The organism is Paraburkholderia sp. BL9I2N2 (genome assembly GCF_004339745.1).
GTDB lineage: Bacteria > Pseudomonadota > Gammaproteobacteria > Burkholderiales > Burkholderiaceae > Paraburkholderia.
Map to the genome: position 1 here is coordinate 800,830 of NZ_SMGP01000004.1, position 18,805 is coordinate 819,634.

19 protein-coding genes and 1 pseudogene are annotated in these 18,805 nt (G+C 63.7%); 8 read left to right on the forward strand and 12 right to left on the reverse strand.

Going from position 1 to position 18,805, the window contains the following annotated elements:
* The first annotated feature begins 191 nt into the window (after positions 1 to 191).
* Positions 192 to 1,358 (forward strand): hybrid sensor histidine kinase/response regulator, encoded by a 1,167-nt coding sequence (locus B0G74_RS40025; RefSeq protein WP_132382643.1) that lies wholly within the window; start codon positions 192 to 194, stop codon positions 1,356 to 1,358.
* A gap of 46 nt (positions 1,359 to 1,404) precedes the next feature.
* Here the strand turns inward: B0G74_RS40025 and B0G74_RS40030 are convergent, their stop codons facing one another.
* Both B0G74_RS40030 and B0G74_RS40035 read right to left on the reverse strand, forming a co-directional pair.
* Positions 1,405 to 3,981 (reverse strand): response regulator, encoded by a 2,577-nt coding sequence (locus tag B0G74_RS40030; RefSeq protein ID WP_132382645.1) that lies wholly within the window; start codon positions 3,979 to 3,981, stop codon positions 1,405 to 1,407.
* Between the two features lie 17 nt (positions 3,982 to 3,998).
* Positions 3,999 to 5,226 (reverse strand): annotated as a pseudogene (locus tag B0G74_RS40035) (hypothetical protein).
* Between the two features lie 350 nt (positions 5,227 to 5,576).
* Here B0G74_RS40035 and B0G74_RS40040 point away from each other — a divergent pair.
* Positions 5,577 to 5,951 carry a carotenoid oxygenase family protein gene (locus tag B0G74_RS40040; protein ID WP_132382647.1) on the forward strand — a complete coding sequence of 125 codons (375 nt, stop codon included), beginning with the start codon at positions 5,577 to 5,579 and terminating at the stop codon, positions 5,949 to 5,951.
* 120 nt (positions 5,952 to 6,071) lie between these two features.
* Here B0G74_RS40040 and B0G74_RS40045 read toward each other — a convergent pair whose 3' ends face one another.
* On the reverse strand, positions 6,072 to 6,257 hold the full coding sequence (locus B0G74_RS40045) for a DUF3563 family protein (RefSeq protein WP_132382649.1): 186 nt from the start codon (positions 6,255 to 6,257) through the stop codon (positions 6,072 to 6,074).
* Between the two features lie 251 nt (positions 6,258 to 6,508).
* Between B0G74_RS40045 and B0G74_RS40050 the strand changes: the two genes are divergently transcribed.
* The 3 genes from B0G74_RS40050 to B0G74_RS40060 all read left to right on the forward strand — a co-directional run bounded on the left by B0G74_RS40050 (position 6,509) and on the right by B0G74_RS40060 (position 8,284).
* Positions 6,509 to 6,802, forward strand: a complete 294-nt coding sequence (locus B0G74_RS40050; RefSeq protein WP_132382651.1) for a hypothetical protein — start codon at positions 6,509 to 6,511, stop codon at positions 6,800 to 6,802.
* 62 nt (positions 6,803 to 6,864) lie between these two features.
* Positions 6,865 to 7,146: a hypothetical protein gene (locus B0G74_RS40055; protein ID WP_132382653.1), complete on the forward strand. Its 282-nt coding sequence runs from the start codon at positions 6,865 to 6,867 to the stop codon at positions 7,144 to 7,146.
* Between the two features lie 136 nt (positions 7,147 to 7,282).
* A complete protein-coding gene (locus tag B0G74_RS40060) occupies positions 7,283 to 8,284 on the forward strand; it encodes an alpha/beta hydrolase (protein WP_132382655.1) in 1,002 nt (333 codons plus the stop codon).
* Here B0G74_RS40060 and B0G74_RS40065 read toward each other — a convergent pair.
* From B0G74_RS40065 to B0G74_RS40075, 4 genes are all read right to left on the reverse strand, one after another.
* Positions 8,247 to 9,233: an alpha/beta hydrolase gene (locus B0G74_RS40065; RefSeq protein ID WP_132382657.1), complete on the reverse strand. Its 987-nt coding sequence runs from the start codon at positions 9,231 to 9,233 to the stop codon at positions 8,247 to 8,249. The genes B0G74_RS40060 and B0G74_RS40065 overlap by 38 nt on opposite strands.
* The gene (locus B0G74_RS40070) at positions 9,230 to 9,913 is read right to left on the reverse strand and encodes a response regulator transcription factor (RefSeq protein ID WP_132382659.1); all 684 of its coding nucleotides are present in this window, start codon (positions 9,911 to 9,913) and stop codon (positions 9,230 to 9,232) included. Before B0G74_RS40070 ends, B0G74_RS40065 begins: the two co-directional genes overlap by 4 nt.
* 309 nt (positions 9,914 to 10,222) lie before the next feature.
* The gene (locus B0G74_RS46070) at positions 10,223 to 10,366 is read right to left on the reverse strand and encodes a hypothetical protein (RefSeq protein ID WP_165924024.1); all 144 of its coding nucleotides are present in this window, start codon (positions 10,364 to 10,366) and stop codon (positions 10,223 to 10,225) included.
* 156 nt (positions 10,367 to 10,522) lie between these two features.
* A complete protein-coding gene (locus B0G74_RS40075; protein ID WP_132382661.1) occupies positions 10,523 to 11,077 on the reverse strand; it encodes a hypothetical protein in 555 nt (184 codons plus the stop codon).
* Positions 11,078 to 11,410: 333 nt separating this feature from the next.
* Between B0G74_RS40075 and B0G74_RS40080 the strand changes: the two genes are divergently transcribed.
* The gene (locus B0G74_RS40080) at positions 11,411 to 11,692 is read left to right on the forward strand and encodes a hypothetical protein (protein ID WP_207915791.1); all 282 of its coding nucleotides are present in this window, start codon (positions 11,411 to 11,413) and stop codon (positions 11,690 to 11,692) included.
* A 174-nt stretch (positions 11,693 to 11,866) separates the two neighbouring features.
* Here B0G74_RS40080 and B0G74_RS40085 read toward each other — a convergent pair whose 3' ends face one another.
* The 3 genes from B0G74_RS40085 to B0G74_RS40095 form a co-directional block, all read right to left on the reverse strand.
* The gene (locus B0G74_RS40085) at positions 11,867 to 13,873 is read right to left on the reverse strand and encodes a bifunctional DedA family/phosphatase PAP2 family protein (protein ID WP_132382663.1); all 2,007 of its coding nucleotides are present in this window, start codon (positions 13,871 to 13,873) and stop codon (positions 11,867 to 11,869) included.
* An 86-nt stretch (positions 13,874 to 13,959) separates the two neighbouring features.
* Positions 13,960 to 14,658, reverse strand: coding sequence for a glycine zipper 2TM domain-containing protein (locus tag B0G74_RS40090; RefSeq protein ID WP_132382665.1), 699 nt, complete (start codon positions 14,656 to 14,658; stop codon positions 13,960 to 13,962).
* 113 nt (positions 14,659 to 14,771) lie between these two features.
* The gene (locus tag B0G74_RS40095) at positions 14,772 to 15,416 is read right to left on the reverse strand and encodes an HD domain-containing protein (protein WP_132382667.1); all 645 of its coding nucleotides are present in this window, start codon (positions 15,414 to 15,416) and stop codon (positions 14,772 to 14,774) included.
* Positions 15,417 to 15,576: 160 nt separating this feature from the next.
* Here B0G74_RS40095 and B0G74_RS40100 point away from each other — a divergent pair, with 160 nt between their 5' ends.
* Together B0G74_RS40100 and B0G74_RS40105 are read left to right on the forward strand one after the other, a co-directional pair.
* Positions 15,577 to 15,909, forward strand: coding sequence for a hypothetical protein (locus B0G74_RS40100; protein WP_132382669.1), 333 nt, complete (start codon positions 15,577 to 15,579; stop codon positions 15,907 to 15,909).
* Between the two features lie 90 nt (positions 15,910 to 15,999).
* Positions 16,000 to 16,476 (forward strand): OsmC family protein, encoded by a 477-nt coding sequence (locus B0G74_RS40105; protein WP_132382671.1) that lies wholly within the window; start codon positions 16,000 to 16,002, stop codon positions 16,474 to 16,476.
* Between the two features lie 55 nt (positions 16,477 to 16,531).
* Here the strand turns inward: B0G74_RS40105 and B0G74_RS40110 are convergent, their stop codons facing one another.
* Positions 16,532 to 18,190 carry an NRAMP family divalent metal transporter gene (locus B0G74_RS40110; RefSeq protein ID WP_132382673.1) on the reverse strand — a complete coding sequence of 553 codons (1,659 nt, stop codon included), beginning with the start codon at positions 18,188 to 18,190 and terminating at the stop codon, positions 16,532 to 16,534.
* A gap of 123 nt (positions 18,191 to 18,313) precedes the next feature.
* Positions 18,314 to 18,493, reverse strand: a complete 180-nt coding sequence (locus B0G74_RS40115; RefSeq protein ID WP_132382675.1) for a hypothetical protein — start codon at positions 18,491 to 18,493, stop codon at positions 18,314 to 18,316.
* Positions 18,494 to 18,805 lie beyond the last annotated feature (312 nt).

Genomic DNA, 18,805 nt, shown 5'->3' on the forward strand with positions numbered 1-18,805 from the left:
GCGAGCCGGTCTGACCGGCGGCGATGCATATTGGGTAAGGGCGCGCGGTGTTTCCCCGGTTTTTGTCTGACGCGATACCCTATACTTCCAAACTCCAAATCGGTTCGGCGCTTGTCACCGGCAAGCCGTTTTTATCATCCGCAACGTGGGCTCCGTGCAATGTCGACCCGCCGCCATCCGCTGGGAATGCGATGAGTGACCCTATGCAGCCGCCGTTTTCCATTCTCTTCGTCGACGACGACGAGATGTCGCGCAACCACTTCGCGCGCGCGATGAGTGCCGATTACAAAGTGTATGTCGCCCAAAGCGCCGACGAGGCGATGACGGTGCTAGGCAAGCACGCTTCGGAGATTGCGGTACTGGTGACGGACTTCCGCATGCCGGGCCGCGACGGCGACGATCTGCTGCGCCAGGTGGCGCAGGAGTATCCGCAAATCGTGCGCATTCTCGTGACCGCCTATGCCGACAAGGACATGCTGCTGCAAACGGTCAATACGGGCGACGTGTTCCGTATTATCGAAAAGCCGCTGCGAACGGACATGGTGCGCGAGGTCCTGCAACTGGCAACCGCGCGCTATACGGAGCGGGAAACGCGTCAACAGCGGCTGCTGGCAATGGACGAGACGCTCGCTTTTCTCGCCCACGAGCTGAATACGCCGTTGGCGACGATCTCGCTGTTCGCGCGCTCCGTCGAGAACGACGTGGCCGAGCAATACGACCCGGAGCGTCAACGGGAGATCGGCCTCGCGGCAAAGTCGATGCTGAACAACGCCCAGTATTGCCTGACGCTGATCTCGTCTTTCTGGGCGACGGTGCACAAGAGCGGCGGCCAGAAGTCCGCCTCGGGCGGCGGCACGCGCGCGGTCAGAGCGACGCGGTTGATCGCCACGCTGCTCGACACCTATCCGTTTGTCGCGTCGCAGCGCGATTGGGTGAAGGTCGACGTGGAAGGGGACTTTGTCGTGCACGCCATGCCCAATTGCGTGGCGCTCGTGCTGTCTTCGCTGCTGTCCAACGCGCTGCGCGCGCTCGACGGCACCAGCGCGCCTTCGTTGCGCCTCGAAGTGGTGGCATTCCCTGAACCGGAGATCCGCATTCGCGACAATGGCCCGGGAATCGCGCCAGAGGTCAAAGCACGTTTGCTGCAGGATCCGGTCACCACTTACGCCGGCGCCGGCGGCCACGGCATGGGCATGATCTTCTGCAACCGCATCATGCAATCGTTCGGCGGCTGCCTGCGGATCGAATCCACGGTCGGTGCGGGGACCACCGTGACCATGGGCTTTCCCAGTTTCAATAGCCACATGCACACCGCTGACGACGAAGAACCGTCCGACAGTCAGGTGGCCTCGCGATGAAATCGAATGGCCCGGATGGCCGCTTGTGTCACCGCTTGCATCACCACTAGTCGCTCAGAAAATCCCGATGATCGCGGCGTGCCTTGGCCGTGGCGAAATACGTCTGCAACGCATCGGTTGAACGCTCGCTCAAGATGCAGATGCGCGCGAGCCAATCGGTTTCCACCGGCCATTCGCCTTCCACCACGCGCGGATAGATTTGCCGCGCGAACTGATGCAGCGCTCTTGCGCCGATATTGCCGCTGACGCCCAGCAGCAGGTGCAGCGCGCCGTGCGTCGATTCGAGGTCGACAGCCGCCACACTGGCCGCCAGCCGGGCCACGAGCTGGCGAATCTGCTCGATGCCTTTGAGGAACGATTCGTCGAGCAGATCGAGCGACGCCAGTTCTTCGAGGTGTTTCTCGTCGAGCAGTTCGCTTTCGCTCACTATCGGCAGCTTGCCCGCCGGCATGGCCGGCGGCGTCGGCGGTAGACCGGCTTCCGTCGGCGCGTTCGAGCCACGTTGCCGTGCAAACTGTCTCGCAAGGCACGCATAGAGAGAACTGGCTTGCACGGGTTTGATCATGACTTCGTTCATGCCTACTGCCAGACAGGTCTGGACCGCCTTGATATCGGACTGGCTGGTCAAGGCGATGATCGGCAGGGCGGCGTACGAATCGGCACGGGCGCGAATCGATGCCGTCGTTTCCAGGCCGCCCATTCCCGGCATGTTCATATCCATGACGATCGCGTCGATCACGCCGTCCGCCTGCAGATGCGCGAGCACGGCTTGGCCATGCTCGGCCTCGACGACGCTCGCGCCGCATCGCTCCAGATAGGCTTTGGCCACCAGCCGGCTATAGGTGTCGTCGTCCGCGACCAGGATCGATTTGCCGGAGAACGCGTCGGATTTCTGGCTCAAGTGGTGCCGGTTGCCGTTTTCGAAAAGCGCCTGGAGCGTCGTGATCAATTCGAGCACGCTGCAGGATTTGCTGATGATTTCGTCCATGCCGGCTCGGCGGGCGAGCACGCGCACCACCGTGCCGGGCTCGGCCGTATAGGCGGCGATCAGGACATTCCAGCTCGGATAATCGTGACCGGCGCGAATTCTCTCGGCGGTCGCGTAGCCATCCAGAACCGGCATGTTGATGTCCATCAGCACGAGGTCGTAAGGAGCCGATTCCCGGAGCACGCTCAATGCGATCGCGCCGTTTTCCGCTTCGCTCAGGTATGCGCCCACTTTCGACAGCGCACGGCAGGCTCGCGCGCGCTGACCCGCGTCGTCGTCCACGATGAGAATGCGCTTGTCTTTGAAGACAGGCGTGGCGCGTTCGAAAATCTGCCGCTCGTGGTCCACGATTTCGCTCTTCGGGACGACGGGAAACTGCAGCGTGAATTCCGTGAATTTGCCGACTTCCGAACGGCAACTGATGCTGCCGCCGAAGGCGCGCATCGCGCGCTGGCAATAGGCGAGTCCGAGTCCTGTGCCGTCCGAATTGCCGGCTGTACGGAAGGGCTCGAACAGATGCGACAGCATGTCGGGCGCAATGCCGGGACCGGTGTCGCGAACCATGACCGACTGCTGCTCGATCGTCAGCGTGAGCGTGGCCGCCGGGTGCGTGGCGATGTGATGCAGCGCGTTCTTGATCAGGTTGAACAGGGTGAACAGATAGACGGTTTCGTCGACCTTGAAGGTGAAGTCTTCGCGCACCACGAGCCTGACCTTGTCGCGCTCCTTTTCATCGCCGAAGCCGTATTCTTCCAGCGCCTTGCGCGTGGTACCCGTCGCACTCAGATACGTGAGGTAATCCGGGCGGATGGGTTTGGCGCTGACTTCGTCGAGCGTCATGGCGATGATGCGCAGGCCACGCTCGATCGACAACTGCCCTTGGGCGAGATGACGATAAAGCCCCGCGGCGCTCTCGGCCCTGTCGTGGCTATCGTGCCTGTCGTGTGTGAGTGCCAGCGGCCGGTTGGAGCCCATTGTCGCGGGCAGGGCTTCTTCCACGCGATCCAGCACATAGCGCAACTGGCTGAGAGGGTTGCGCATTTCATGAGCGATCGAACCGGCAAGAGCCTGCAGCGCACGGTTCTTTTCGACGAAGATGCGCCCTTTGCTGATCGCATGGCTGAAGGCCATGCTGCACAGAACGACGACCGGCAGCAAGGCGAGATTCGATTGATCGGCGGCGGTCACGACAATCGGAACCGGCGAACTAATCACCGCGGCGAGCGCCCCGGAGAATACGCCGATGCCGATGCAGCCCATCAGCAAAAGCGGATTGTCGATGCACAGCGCCATGATGAAGATCATCATGACCTCGGTCATCATCCACATGGTGGAGAATGAATTTCTGATCGCGAGAAAAGTGCAAACGAATGGCAGTACGTAGATCAGGCAGCAATGCCAATAGATCAGCAGGTAATGGTTGAACCGCTTCGGCCAATGCGCCTGGAAAATCAACGGAATGCAGACGAGCGCCGCACTCAATCGAAGGGAGAGGTTGTCGTAAGGTTGCGGCAGGACATAGGTCCAGACTACGTAGTAAATGGGGTGGCACAGGAGGCCCAGTGCGCCGCCCCATCGTATTGCAAACCGGCTTCGTTCCAGCACGTCCCGCATGCTCTCGCGCGGTATTACCATCAGGCCTCCAATGACGTTTACGAGCCCATCAATTCTCGCTTGCCGCGAAGTTGTGCATCCAGTTCGATCGGTGAGCCGTTTTTCCCATGAAAAGGGCCGACCGCAAAAGCCGTACTTCTTCAGCAGGCTGTGCGTGTAGGAGACGGACCACACGGGCGGGCTGCCGATGATGAAGTCGGACGCAATGCCTTCCTGCCAGGCGGAGTAGCCTTCGGCGAAACAGGTATAGCAATCCCGCGTGGTCGGCAGCCGGAACGGGAAGGTGGTGTTGAGTCCGGCCGGGCCACGGGCGAAGCACTCAATATATAGCGTATGACCGCGTGACGCGAGTTCAGCCTCGACGCTCGCCGCCCGGGGGTGCGAGTCGTCGATCCAGAACTGCGCGCGCTTGAGATCGGCTGCGGTGAGGTAGGGCACGCTGGTGCTGCTCGCCAGAATGGCGCCGTCGAAGTCCGGCAAGGGGGTGTTCGGACTGAAGGTGTGCACGGAAACCCGCGTTTTGCCGAGCAGGTCCGACGCCATCAACTCCTTGGCTTGCTCCGTGAGCAGGTTCACCTTGTCCGGCAGATCGATCAGAACAAGCTCGCGCGGTGCATCTTTGTAGAGCGCGTATTTGGCCACCGTCGTGCCGAGCCGGCCGGCCGCGCCGAATAGAGCAAGCTTGGTCTTGCCGAACTCGAGGTCAAGTTCATTGCAGCAGTGCATGGCCCAGTCTTTAAGCATCGCCGCGGTGGCGGCGTGACCCGTGGTGATATGCGGCGGCTTGGTATCGCGCGGCAGTGCGCCGTAGTTGCAGGCGTACGGCGTGGAGGCGCCCATTGCCACCATGTTCAGGCCCGCTTGTCTTGCGAGCTCCAGTGCCGGAAAAAATTGCGTCTCGCGGAATCGCTTGATGCCGCGCGGGCTGCCGAGCCAAAGCTCGAGCGGAACCGGACAGGCAATATTGGCCCCGATGATCTGGGAGCCCGAATAGATCGGTGAGGCAATGAAAGGCTTGGTGTTCCAAAGCTCTTCTTCGAAAGACGCGTTTCTGTGCTTCACATTGTGAAATGAAAACGAAAGTGTCTCCCAGTCGGTAGCGTGAAATAAAAACCCGACACCGCCTTGGCCGGCGGGCAGGTTGTCCCGGATCTCGTCCGGGCTGATGGTGTGTTTAAGTGCCAAGGGGGCGCCCGTTTGAAGTTGACGAACCCCGGTTTGCTCTTCGGAATAGGCCATTACTTCGTGGTGAACAGAAGTTCTCATTTGATTTTCCCTTTGATTGAATCTCACGCTGAACAGTTAGCGCGACAAAGCCGACCGGCGTGTTGGATGGTCGACCCTTTAACTCTAGAGAAAACTGATGCGATGTGCCCGTCTGTTGGTTCGCATTGCCGAGAATGGGGGGCGTCGCGCGATCAGGTCGAACACGGTTGCGTGTGCATTCGAGTTCTTGACGGGTCGGCCGGGCGCCGCTGCCGGCAAGCCAGGCAAGCACCCGGCCGTGTCTTGCATGGCAGCGCTTCGATCTGGCAGATGTTTCTAGTGAGAAGACGGGTTGACCAGACGGGTCGCTGAAATCAAAATCTTTCCATTGGGAAAATTTGAGCGGGCGTGTGAATGAACGTTTGAAAACGAATGGCTACCGCGCCAACCCGGCGCCGATCGATTTCGAAGTCGACTGCGGCCCGCTGCCTGTGCGCGGCGAGTTGCCCTCCAGGCTGGCGGGCGTGCTGGTCCGCAACGGCCCGAATCCGCTTCATCCCGATCCGGTGCGGCACTGGTTTGCGGGGCATGGGATGGTCCATTGCTTCGAGTTCGCGAACGGCGGCGTGACGTACCGGAACTGCTGGGTACGCACGCAGCGCTGGCTTGCCGAACGGGCGAGTGTGGTCGACGTCGGCGCCGTCGACGTCGGCGCCTTCGGCGCGCGGCCGGAGCAACGGTGGAAATTCCGCACCGCGTGCCGAACGGTTTTCACGGCAGGGTGACGGCGCGCAAATAGCCCGCGTGAACGGCGCATTACGCCGGAGCACGCGAGCTAGTCGATCCACCCGCATTGGCAACGTTTGCACGAGCCACGCATTCCAGCGTGGGCGGGAACACGCGCTTCAAATCCTCCATTCGTGCGGCGTGCTGGACGAATACCAGCGCGCCGGATCCGCATGCGTTTCCACGACGTTGATGCGGTGTTCCAGATCGACCAGATCGACCGACGACGCCAGATAGGACTCGCGTTCGTGGTCCTCGGTGGTGATCAGCAAGGCGCTCAGTTTCCTGGCAAGTTCGGCAAACATGATTTTCTCCAGTCCGTGTTGCAACAGGCCGTTTCGGTCCGGCTGTGGGAGCCGGCGTTGCCCGTCGATGGAATGAAGCTTAGGCGCGAAGAATGAGCCGGAAATGAGCGCTCGAAACCGGCGATTAACGCCTTGGCAATGCGCGAATTTCGAACTGACACCCGGCTAATTTCCCCCTCATTCTGCGTGTCCACAATGCAGTCATTCGATGCAGCCAACCGACTCGCACCGATGGACAAGGGGAACAGAAAATGAAAGTCATTCGCCATCTGGTAGTCGCTGCGGCGCTCGGTGTCGGCCTGGTGAGTTGTGCCGAAGCGCATGTGTTCGTCGGCGTGGGCGTAGCTGTAGGCGCGCCGGCGTTTCCGATGGTGCCGGTAGTGCCGGTAGTGCCGGCTTACGTGCCGCCGCCGGTCTACTACGCAGCGCCGCCACCTCCGCCGCCGGTGTACACGGCGCCTGTCGTAATTGGGTACTACGGGCATCCGCAGTATCCGCGCTATTACGGCGGGTGGGGTTACGGCTATGGCTACTGGCGCCGTTAAGACGCGTGCCTGAACCGGCAGTACCACGAACCAACAATCAACGATCAAGAGGAATATCAGTCATGAAGCAACGTCAATGGGCTTTTGTCGCCGCTACCGCGCTGGCGCTTTCACTCGTATCCGGCTGTGCGGTCGCCGACGATGGTTACGGTTACGGCTACTACATGAGCCGTCATCCGAACATCGAAGCCGCGGATTTCAACGCGCAGCAGGCGATCGAGCGGATGCGCGCCGCACAGCGCGCCAACGGCTACGACATGGGCGGCCATGCAGGCAGGGCGATTGCCTTGATGCAGCAGGCTCGCGCCGAGATGCAGGTCTCCGCCGAAATGGCGACGCGTTGAGCGCGTCGACTACCTGGACAAGCGGGGCACATGCACGTCGAATCCGCGATGAATTCACGATGAACAGCCCCGCTCGCATCGCGCGAGCCGCGCTGACCACGGCGTCCGTCGGCCGTTTCTTTCCCATCAGATCATCATGAACGTTCAGCAATCCCAAACCACCTCGACCGATGGCGTGCCGCTCGACACGCTTACGCGACCGCGTGCCGAAAGCTGGCAGGCCGCCTGGGTGCGACGCGCGATTCCGCTGGTGATGGCGCTGCACTTCAGTTCGAGCCGCCGCCCGGCGCCCGACGTGCAGGCGCTGCGATTGCGCGCGCATCGCTACACCTTGCCTGGCCGGCTCGCCGCGGCATGCCTTTATCCGCGAGTGCGCCGTCACGCCGATGCCGAACTGAAGGGCGAATGGATTCGTCCGCCAGGCGCTTCACAGGAATCGGAAGAAACAGTGGTGCTATACCTGCACGGCGGCGCGTACTACTTCGGCTCCCCCGCGACGCATCGTGCGTTGACCGTCGAACTGGCCCACTCGACGCAATCGGCGGTGTTCGCGCTGGACTACAGCCTCGCGCCCGAACATCCGTTTCCCGCCGCGCTTGAGGACACCTTGCGCGCCTATCGGGCGCTGCTGGCGCGCCGCATCGCGTCGAGTTCGATCGTGTTCGCCGGCGACTCGGCGGGCGCCGGGCTCGCGCTCGCCGCGCTGGTGGCGCTGCGCGACGCGGGCGAGCCGCTGCCCGCCGGGGCCGTGCTGTTCTCGCCTTGGGCGGACCTGACGACGATCTGGCGCGCGAGCCATAACGCGTTGTCGATGAACCGCACCGCGATGGAAGCGGCCGCCGACATGTATCTGCGCAACGTCAGGCGCTTCGAGCCACTGGCGTCGCCCGCGCGCGCGAAGTTGCATGGCTTGCCGCCCATTCACGTGCAGACCAGTGACGCCGAGGCGTTGAGTACCGACGCGCGCGAGCTCGCGGCGAGACTGCAACGCGCAGGCAATGCCGTGGAGTTCGCACAATGGCATGCAATGCCGCACGCGTGGCAGTGCTTCGCGCCGTTCGTGCCGGAAGCGCGCGCGGCGCTAGGCGAGGCTTCGCGATTTATTTGCCGCTGCTGGGCGGGCGCGACCTTGCGATGAACGCGTTGATCGCGGCGGCGAGCGCCTGCGGGTATTGATACATCATCGCGTGGCCCGCCGAACGCACGACGAGCAGTTGCGCATGCGGAATCTGCTCGGCGAGCGCTTCCGAGTTCTGCTTCGGCAAGACCTGATCGTCGGCGCCGGTGAGGACCAGGGTAGCGAGGCGCACGTTTTTCAGCGCTGCCGCGGCGGCCTCGTCGCCGGCCCAGTCATGCAGCAGTGCGGACTGGCCTTCGGTCACCGTCGCCGAAATGGCGGGCGGCTGGTAGCCGGCCGGCTGGAACATATTCTTACGGAAGCACCGTTGCGCTGCGTCCACCGCAGTGGGCGGAAACAGGACCCGCATGACGTCCATGAAGCTGGTGCCCGGTTTGCCGGACAGGGTGGCTTCGACGTCGGGCGTCACCGGCACGCCGAGCGACCCCGGCGCGGGCGCGCTCATGAGGACGATGCGCCGCACGGCGAGCGGCGGGTCGAACGCGAGTTGCTGGGCAATGGCGCCGCCCATCGACCAGCCGACGAAGGTGACGTCGGAGAGGTGCAGCGTGTCGATCAGCGCGGCGGCGTCGAGTGTCATGTCCCGTGCGGAAAAGCTGGATGCCGCCGGTTCGGAGCGGCCGATGCCGCGGTTGTCGAAGACGATCACTTCGTGCCGCCTGGCGAGATCGGTCAGAAAGGCGGCGTCCCATTCGGCCATCGTCGCGCGAAAGCCGGTTTGCAGCACGATCGGCGTGCCACGGCCGAAGCGGTAGTACGCAATGTCGCCGTTCACCGTATGCGCGATCTGCTCACGAATCGATGGCTTGTGATCCGGGCGATCGGCAACGACCGGGCAGGCCTTTTCGTTCGCATAGTGGACGGTTTTCGCTTCGACGAGCGCGGCCTGCGTGGCGCCGAATAGCGCCAGCAGCGAAGTCGCCGCGATGAGACTGCGCAGGCGTGTCATGAAGCCGGTCCTTTGCCGGCTTCGCCGAGCATGACGGTCCAGCCGAGACCTCGCACGTTGCGAATCACGGTGAGCCCGAACTTCTTGCGCACCGAATGGATCAGCACATCCACCGCGTTGCTTTCGACCTCTTTGCCCCAGCCGTACAAGCGGTCTTCGAGTTGTTCGCGCGACAGGATCGTGCCGGGACGTTCGAGAAACGCGAGCATTAGCGCGAACTCGCGTGCGGAGAGCACGGTGGTGGTGCCGTTGCAGGTCAGCGTGCGTTTGTCGAGATCGAGGCTGAGCGACTCGTCGCCGAGACGCGACGACGCGTAGCCGGCCTTGCGGCGGATCATTGCACGGATGCGGGCGAGCAGTTCGGGGACGTCGAAAGGCTTGAGCAGGTAATCGTCGGCGCCGACATCGAGACCCTGTACGCGCGAATCGAGATCGTCGCGGGCGGTCAGGATCAACACCGGGACCGCGTTGCCGGCCGCGCGCGACGACTTCAGCAGCTCGATGCCGCTCATGCCGGGCAAGCCCAGATCGAGCAGCACGACAGTGTATTCGGCGTTGGCCATGGCGTCGCGCCCGGCGATGCCGTCCCTGACCCAGTCGACGCTATAGTCGGCGTCCTTGAGTGCACGCAGCAGACTTTGGCCAATCTGCAAATCGTCTTCAACGAGAAGAATTCTCATGATCGTCCTGTCGGCAGCAGTCAGGTTGTGCCTGACTCGCAGCTCGCGGGGTGCGTGGCAGTGCCACGACAGGCGAGCGATTGAATGATAACCGACGCACGCGCGGCGGCATGATCCGCAGTGCCGATCTGGTCGAACGAGTGAGGGGGTTTGTGCGTGCCGACGCAAGCGTGGACGCAGGGCGATTCGAAGACTTTGCTGCGTGCGCAACGATGAGAGGCCGGGACTCGTGGCGTGCCGAAATCCTGCTGGCGCAGGTGGCGGATCGAGACGCCACATAACGCGGTGTGGCGGCTCGCTGTGTCGTCGTCAATAAGCGCCGGCCATGGCGAGCAGATAGAACGGCAGCAGATCTTCGTTCGATGGCGGCGGCTCCAGCGCTGCGCCGGCTGCGTCAGCGGTTGCGTTGGCGGTGTCGTCGGACTGGGTGGAAAGGGCGGTTTGCGTGTCCATGATGCTAATCCTCGTGATGATCGAACCGCATCTGCGGAGAGCCGAAGGGGTCTTTCCGTGCGGGATAGAGTCATCGTGAGCCTCGTGAATTAGCGTGAAATTAGTCGATGTTCCGAGCCCTGCGATGGTGAAGCGCAGGGCCGCCAAACGCCATTGCTAGCGCGATGCCTGCCCGGCCGCGTGCTGTTCCGGATACCACGACGTAAACTTGACCGCGGCGACCAGCGCGGCCACGGTCGCCATCACGCCCACCGAATGGGGCAGCGCCGGCGCATAAACCATCGCGATGTCCGCGAGCACCAGCATGCCGAACGCGAGCCCCCAGGCGGCGCTGATCACATAGTTGACGTGGATGAAACGCTCGCTGTTCCACTGCTCGCGATCGACGGTCTCGCGTGCGTATTGCAGCGTGAATGGCCGCCGCAATGCGATCGACGCCAGCACGATCAGCGCAAGCCCTGCATCGACACGTAGCCGTACTGCGGCGATTGACCAGTGCACGTCACTGGTCAGCGCATAGATGGCCAGTGCCCCAAATAGCAGGACGGTGCAGGCTTCCAGCAGCTTGATGTGGCGAGCCGGGCTTACGAGATCGCGCACCAGCAGCGCGGCGGCGACGAGCGCACCGGCAAGCAGTCCCGCCTGCGCGCCGGCAAGGCGTTCGATCACCGCAAAGGCTAGAAACGGGGCAAAGCTCAGCAAGAGATTCATCGTGGACTCCAGAGTTGGGGGAGGTTCGCGTGATGGCAGCCGGCCGTGCGTTTCGCGTAACGCGGACTACGCATGACGGCCATGCGAAGCCAAATACCGATATGTTTACAGTGGAAAGATATTGCCTAAATTTTCAGCGCGAGTCAAGTGGAGATGATTGGGAGCCAATGTCATTCGTTCGCCGGGCCAATCACCTCGACGTCGATGCCGATCGACCCGCGGACGAGCGTCGTCCGAGTGCTCACTTTCACCTAACTCTTGAAGCCGATCATGCGTCCTGCAGCACACGAAAACGACGCTTATCAAAAACAACCAGGGTGAAGGAGAATCATCATGTCAACACTTCGTTCGGCATTGGCCGTCGCCGTCATGGCCGCGTCCGCTCTTGTGGTGAATACCGCTCACGCGGCCCAGGGCTGCGGTCCGAACGGCTGGCGCGGTACCTGGGGCCATTGCCATTACGCGCCGCCGGTCTATGTCGCGCCGCGTCCGGTGATCTATGCAGCGCCGCCGGTCTCGACCTACGCTTGCCCTCCCGGCTACTGGCTGGGCCCGTGGGGCCATTGCCGCGACACGCCATATCACGGCCGCCTGCCGAACGGCGGATGGCAATGAGCGGGCGCAAGCCTGATCCGTCGCCGGCGATGGGTCCGACGGCGGATCGTCCAGGTCCGCCGCGTGCGCAGACCTTATCCACAGAAAATGTTCGCAACCCTGTGGACAAGTCCTGGCCAAGCGAGATAACTGATTGAGTGCAGAAGGATTTCTTCGCGGGAGCAGCGAACGCGCTCACTCCATCGGCGAGGCGAGCAAGGACACCGGCACGCCATGGCAACTGACCCGGGCGACGAGCGCCGCGCCCAGGCCCGCACTCGACTTCTCGTGCGCATCGAACGAGGTCATCTCCCTGTCGACCCGCAGAATGTTGATGGGCCAAGACGGCCGGGACAGCCGTTCGTGCGCGAAAGCGCCGACCCATAGCGGCGTGATGGACGTGCCGTTGCCCACCGCGTAACCGCTGGGCCAGAAACGCAGCACATCGCGTTCGTCGCGCGAGTCGCCCGGACGCATGAAGACCACCGAGGACGGCACGCCGTTGTTGAGTTTCGGCAAGACCGGCAGCGACACCGCGGCCACGTTGGGCGAGGCCAGCGAGAGCAGGCTGTGCGCCGAGACGTCCGTGCCCTCGACCCACCCTTGAGCGCGCAACTGTCCGCGGATCGAATCGAGGTTCGAGACCCACTGCAGCGTGAGCGGCTCCTTGCGGTCGCCGCCCATATCCGAGCGGTAGCACGGCAGGCGCTTCCACAGGGACAGTGTCCATTCCGATTGCGTAACCAGCACGGGCGACGGACGCAGCGCGCTATCCGGCGGCGGGGTGGGCATGTTGAAGCCGATCTGCACGCCCACGCTGACCAGCACGACCGCCAGCACCACGACGGGCATGAACGCGCGTTCAGGGGGTGCTTCCGGGTGCCGCCACATCGCTGTCAACGCAACGATCGCCACCCAGATGTACGCGAGCGCGGCACCGCCGATCGCATCGGACACCCAGTACCTGCCGAAGTACAGTCCCGCGAGCGCGACCACGATCACCACGATCGCACTCGCGGCCGCCACCAGCACGCCCTCAAGCCGGCCGACCCGGCGCGCCAGCAGAAACGCGAGAAAGCCGTACACGATGACGGTCGCGGCGACGTGATTGCTCGGAAACACATAGGAGCCGGCCATCAGCTCATTGGGCGGCGCGCGGCGCATCGCGAACTGCAGCGCGAAGATCAGCAATTGGGAAAACACCACAGCCGCCAGCCAGTAGCCGATGGTGCGCCAGCGCCGCTCGAGCAGCATCCACATCGCGACCGTCACCACCAGCGCCGCGAGCGTGAAGCTGCTGCCGAGCGTCGAGAGTCCCGCAAGCACGGTGTCGCTCCAGGGCGTGCGTACCGATTGCAGGAAGTGATAGACGGAGAGATCCACTTGCGTCAGCGGATCGCCGCTGATGACGTCGTCGAGCACGCCGAAAAAAAGCGCGCCCGACACGAGCACGACCAGCGACGTCAGCAGGATGCTGCTGGCGTCGGGTGTGCTGGGGTCGAGCATCCTGCGCGCGAAACGGCCGAACGGCCCCGGATGCCGGCACGCCCAACTCCCGAGCTGGCGGCCCGCCGCGCCCGACCATGCATTGGCATGCGAGAGCAGAAAACGCGCGGCGCGAAAGCTCAGCCAGACGATCCCCACCAGCAGCGCGATGATCACGACGAGCCGGAACGACACCGCGCCGGCCAGCAGCACCGAGGCGCCGAATATCATGCCCGGCAGGATATGGGCGGGCGCCCAGATCAGCGCGGACAGCACGTTCATCGCGTAGAAGCGCAGCGGCGACATGCCCAGCATGCCCGCCACCACCGGCACGATTGCCCGCAAGGGGCCGATGAAGCGCGCCAGCACGACGCTCTTCGCGCCATGTTTGCGGAAGAAGCGGTGACCTGCCTCGAGCAGTTCGGGATGTTTGCGGAACGGCCAGAACTGGACGATCCGGTGCTTGTAGCGGCTGCCGATCCAGAAGCTCATGCCGTCGCCGGCGATGGCGCCCGCGATCGCCCACACCAGTGCCCAGCCCAGGCTCAGCGAGCCGGTGCCGACCAGCGCGCCGGCGAGGAACATCGCGGTGCTGCCCGGAACGAAAGTGCCGATGACGGCGAGAGACTCCAGAAAGGCCGCCAGGAAGACGACCGTCAGCGTCCAGCCGGGATGACCGGCTAATAGATGCAGGAGGTGGATGTAGGCGTGCTCCATCGTGCGCGATCAGCCGTTCTGGCGTAACGATTGATCATAACGCGCGAGGGAGCCGTCTTATTCCTTTTTGGGGACCGCTCGCATGTTCACGAAGCGCTAAGCGAATCGCCGGAGACGTGAACGCGTTCGCCGATCTGCACGGCCGGTTGCGTCGGGTAGCTGAAGTTGCGATAGCTGCCGTCCTGCATGCGGACCTGGACTTCGTAAGTGGTCTGCTTGCGCACCGCGTGCTCGATGCCGTTACCGGCGAGTCCGCCGCCGACCGCGCCCGCAATCGTCGTGAGAATCTTGCCGCGGCCGCCGCCGATCTGATTGCCGACCAGCCCGCCCGCCACCGCTCCGCCCAGCGCGCCGAGCCCCGTGGTCGGCTCGGGCGCCTGCACCGTATTGATGGCGACGACTTCGCCCGCGTACGGATCGGCGGCGACCGGCCGCGGTGTCGCGGCGTCATAAGGTGCCTGGTAGCCCTGATTGTTTGCGTAGTTCGGCGCGGCCACCGGGTTTGCGCGGCGCGGGTGATGAACCGGCGGCCGGGCAGGGGCGGCTTGCTGCGCGGTCTGCTGAACCGGAGCCGGTTGCGGCGCCGCGATCGGCGCGCTGGCGATCTGCGGCGCCGCCGCCGTGACCGGCAGCGCCGGTTCGGTGACGGCGTGCGAAGTCGGCAGCAGGCCGGTCATCGCGGCGATGCCGGTTGCGCTCGCCAGGATGACGGCGACAGCCGCGCCGGCAACCAGCGGATGAATACGGCTGCGTTGCGCTTGGCTGGTAGTGAGGTTCGTGTTCATGGCGGACTCCGCGGGTAGGTGCTTGCAATAACGCCGCGAAAGCGCGCCCGGTGGACACGGGTCGCGTGCTCCTTTGTAAGGATTTGTACAACTTCGCCCGTCCGGTTACACGTTCAGATTTCGTCGCTGAATTCGTCGAGGAAACGTTGCAGGCGGTCATGGCGCAGGCTCGCCAGACGCGCGCCGGTCGTCGTTTGAAAACCCGCCGAGAGTTTCAGCAGCTTGGTGTGGAAATGGTCGAGCGTGTAGCGCGTGTCATCCAATGGACGCCGCGTTGCGTGCGGATCAGCCGGATCGTACAAGGCGCGCCCCATCCGCCCTGCGACGTAGAAGCAGCGCGCCACGCCCAGCATGCCGAGCGCGTCGAGCCGGTCGGCGTCCTGCAGCGTTTTCGCTTCGAGCGTGGTCGGCGTGACGGCGGCTGAAAAACTGTGCGCCTCGATCGCGTGCGCCGTGGCCTCGACTTGCGCTCGCGGCCAGCCGAGCGAGGCCAGCACGCGTGCCGCTTTTTCCGCCGACAGGCGCGACGCCTGCGCGCGCAGCGGCGAGTTTTTTTCGACTGCGACGCAATCGTGCAGCAACGTGGCGGCGAACAGCACCTGCGCATCGCCGCCTTCTTCCGCCTGAATGGCCGCGGCGTTTTTCCAGACGCGTTGCAGATGCGAGGTGTCGTGCGAACCGTCGCCGTTGTCGTCGTAAGCGTGCGGCAGGAGAGTTCGGGCCAGATCCTGAAAGGGGGCGAAGGCGGGTTGTGTCATCGGTGCAGTCTGTGAAGAAAGCCGTCGATTATCGCGCATCGTTCGCCGAGTTCTGATCTGGCGGCGGTGAACGAAGCGGGTCGGGCGTCGTCATACTATTTGAGCGGCCGGCAATGCGGACACCGCGGCCGCGCAATTCGACGATGTAACGGAGTGGGCTATGAAGATCGTAAAGGGCAGTATCGTGGCGTCGGCACTCGTGATGGGTGTCGCCGCGGCGGCATATGGGCAGTCGGTCGGCCTGCCGGGCAATGCCGGCGCGGGTGGCATGAATGGCGTGCAGTCCAGCGGGATCAATAACATGGGTGCCGCGGCGGGTGCGGGGCTGGGGACGGGAGCCGGCACGAGTCCGACACCGGGCGTCGGCACGATGGGCGGCGCGGGGGCCGGTCCCGCGCTCAACACCATGCGGGCAAACGGCACGAGCCTGAACATGAATCCGGACCCACGCGTGCCGAATCTCGCCGGCAAGGGCATGCCGGCGCGGAATTAGTCAGCAAGCTGCGCGCGTCCATCGCGTGATGGCCGCGTATAAAATGCACGCCTCGGCAAGCGGATCCGGTTCGACGGCAAGGAGATGGGCATGGCGTACGGCGAGCACAAATACAAGGTCTCGGTGCAGTGGACCGGCAATCGCGGAAGCGGCACTTCCGGTTATCGCGACTACGGGCGCGAGCATGTGATTGCCGCGGGCAACAAGCCCGAGATTCCAGGCTCATCGGATGCGGCCTTTCTCGGCGACGCCGGGCGCTGGAATCCGGAAGATCTGCTGGTCGCCTCGGCCAGCGCCTGCCACAAACTCTGGTATCTGCATCTATGCGCGGATGCCGGCATCGCAGTGACCGCGTATCGCGACAACGCCGAAGGCACCATGCTCGACGATCCGAAGCAAGGCCGTTTTTCCCAGATCGTTCTGCGTCCGCATGTCGTGATTCGCGCGGGCGGCGATGTCGAACTCGCCGCGCACCTGCATCACGTGGCGCACGAGAAGTGCTATATCGCGAACTCGGTCAACTTTCCGATTCTCTGCGAGCCGGTCATCGAAACGGATACGCATTGAACGAGGCGTTCTGGCCGCCGCTCGCGGGAGCGCGCTGCGGCTGGGCGCTATCGATTCAATGCAGCAGTGTCATCTGCACGACCTTCACGATCACCAGCGCGACCGCCACGATCAGATAGCCGCGCAACACGCCCATCCAGACACGCTTGGACATCGTCAATTGCGGCGCCGGCAGTTCGTCCAGAGGTGGCATGCGCCAGTTTGCGCGTGTTTCCTTCGACAACCTGAACTCGCTTTCGTGAGCCGCGGAGTTTTCTGATTCCCGCCGCAGCTTGCGGACCACGACGGTGGCCGCATAGCCTGCCACGGCCATCAATGTGCCGCCTGAGAGCACTTCAAGAATCGCTTCGCCCGTGATGTCCGGATACATCACCGATGCCGTGAGAATGATGGATAGCATGACGAGCACCCAGACCACTGCGCCTGTAAAGACGTTGAGCTTCTTCGAGTTGACCCACGGTCCGAGGACCGCGCGGTCGTTGCACAACAGCAGCAGAAACACGGTCGCGCTCGGCAGCAGCACGCCGGCGAGCGTTTGCACTGCTTCCGTCAGAAGGCCGAGCGGGCTGCCCGGAATCAGCACGAGCGTCGCCGCGGCCGCCACGATGCCGAAATAGACGAGGTAGAAGCCCTTCGCGTCCGACACGCCGCGATGCAGCGAGTGGCGAATCTTGAAGACGTCGCCGATCGCGTAGGCGGTGGACAGCGACACCGCCGCCGCGCCGATGATGCATGCGTCGAGCAGCGCCACGGCGAAGAGTACGGCGGGCGTACGGCCGGCATATCTTTCGAGGTCGGCGATCACGCCGCCGGCGTCGGTGAAATTGCCGGACTCCGGTTTGCCCGCGTAGAGCGCCGCGCAGAACGAGATCATGGCCACGGCGCCGATCATCACGAAGACGATACCGATCCACAGGTCGGCTTTTTCGTACTTCATGAAGCGCGGCGTGATGCGCTTGTCGACGATGTAGCTCTGCTGGAAAAACAACTGCCACGGCGCGACGGTGGTGCCGACAATGCCGATCACGAGCAGCATCACGTCGCTTAGTTTCGAGTGGGCGGGCCAGCCCGGAATCAGAAAGTCGTGCGCCATCTGGCCGGCCGGCGGATGAATCGACACCAGCACGGGCACCAGCAACAGGCTCATCAGACACAGCACCACGGCGAAGCGTTCGAAGCGCCGGAAGTTGCCCGTGCTGACCGCGGCCATCGTTACCGCCGCCGCGATGCAAACGCCGGCCACTTTCGAAATGCCGAAGAACTGAAGCACGAACGTAATGCCGATGAACTCGGTCACGATCGTGAGCGCGTTCAGGATGAACAGATCCACGACGCTGAAGGCGCCCCAGAACTTGCCGAAGCGCTCGAAGATCAGCCGTGCGTGACCGACGCCGGTCACGGCGCCCAGACGCAGCACCATTTCCTGATTGACGAACAGCACGGGCACGAGCAGCAGCATGGTCCACAACAGGGTCGTGCCGTAGTTCTGTCCCGCTTGCGTGTAGGTGCCGAAGGCGCCGGCATCGTTATCGCCGACCATCACGATGAGGCCGGGCCCGAGAATCGCAAGCAGCGTGCGCACGCGGGCCCACCAGCTGTTGCGCGCACCCGTGTCGTGATGGGCGATGGTGCCGAGCGCGCCTTTGATGTCGCCGAGGTGCGCGTCGTCGAGAACGGCGCTGCGCGGTGGTGAGACGTTGATTGGAGTGGACATGCTGGCCGCCTGAGTAGGTTTGATTGGATTGAGCGGGGCGCCTTCGGGATTCGCGGGGTGTGCGCGGTCGGACGACGGCGGCGCGGGCGGATCGCGAAGGCGCGCTGAGCTGGGCGTGCGTAGTTACGAAGCGGTGTGCGAAACGGGATGTGGAGCGGGTTGCGGAGCGCGGCGCGACGCGAGCGCCTTGAGGCGTTCCCAGGATGCGGCGAGCCAGTGCGGCTTGATGCCGTGCAGTGCGAGAGCGGCGTCGCTGTGGGTGTGGGTTTGCTGCAGGGTCGGTACGAGGATAGCGAAGTACATGTTATTTCTCCGGGCGTATGGCTTGACGCGGATTGCGGAAAGCCAGCAGACACGGAGCGCGGCGCATCGGGCGCACGGCGAAAGGACGTCTACTCGCTTTCCTTAGGCAAATAAAGCTTTGCGTGCCTGCCCGGTCGTGACTGAGCGGCACCTAAGCGGCATATGGGATAACTGTCACTGTCCATGGCGGCTCCTTATCGGCGTTCAGTACGCACGTGTTTGTCCACGCGCCCGGCCGCGCCGTTTCGAGCGAATCGAAACGGCGCGAGCGAACGCTGTTGCGAGCCGAGGCTCGCAACGCGATGCCATTCG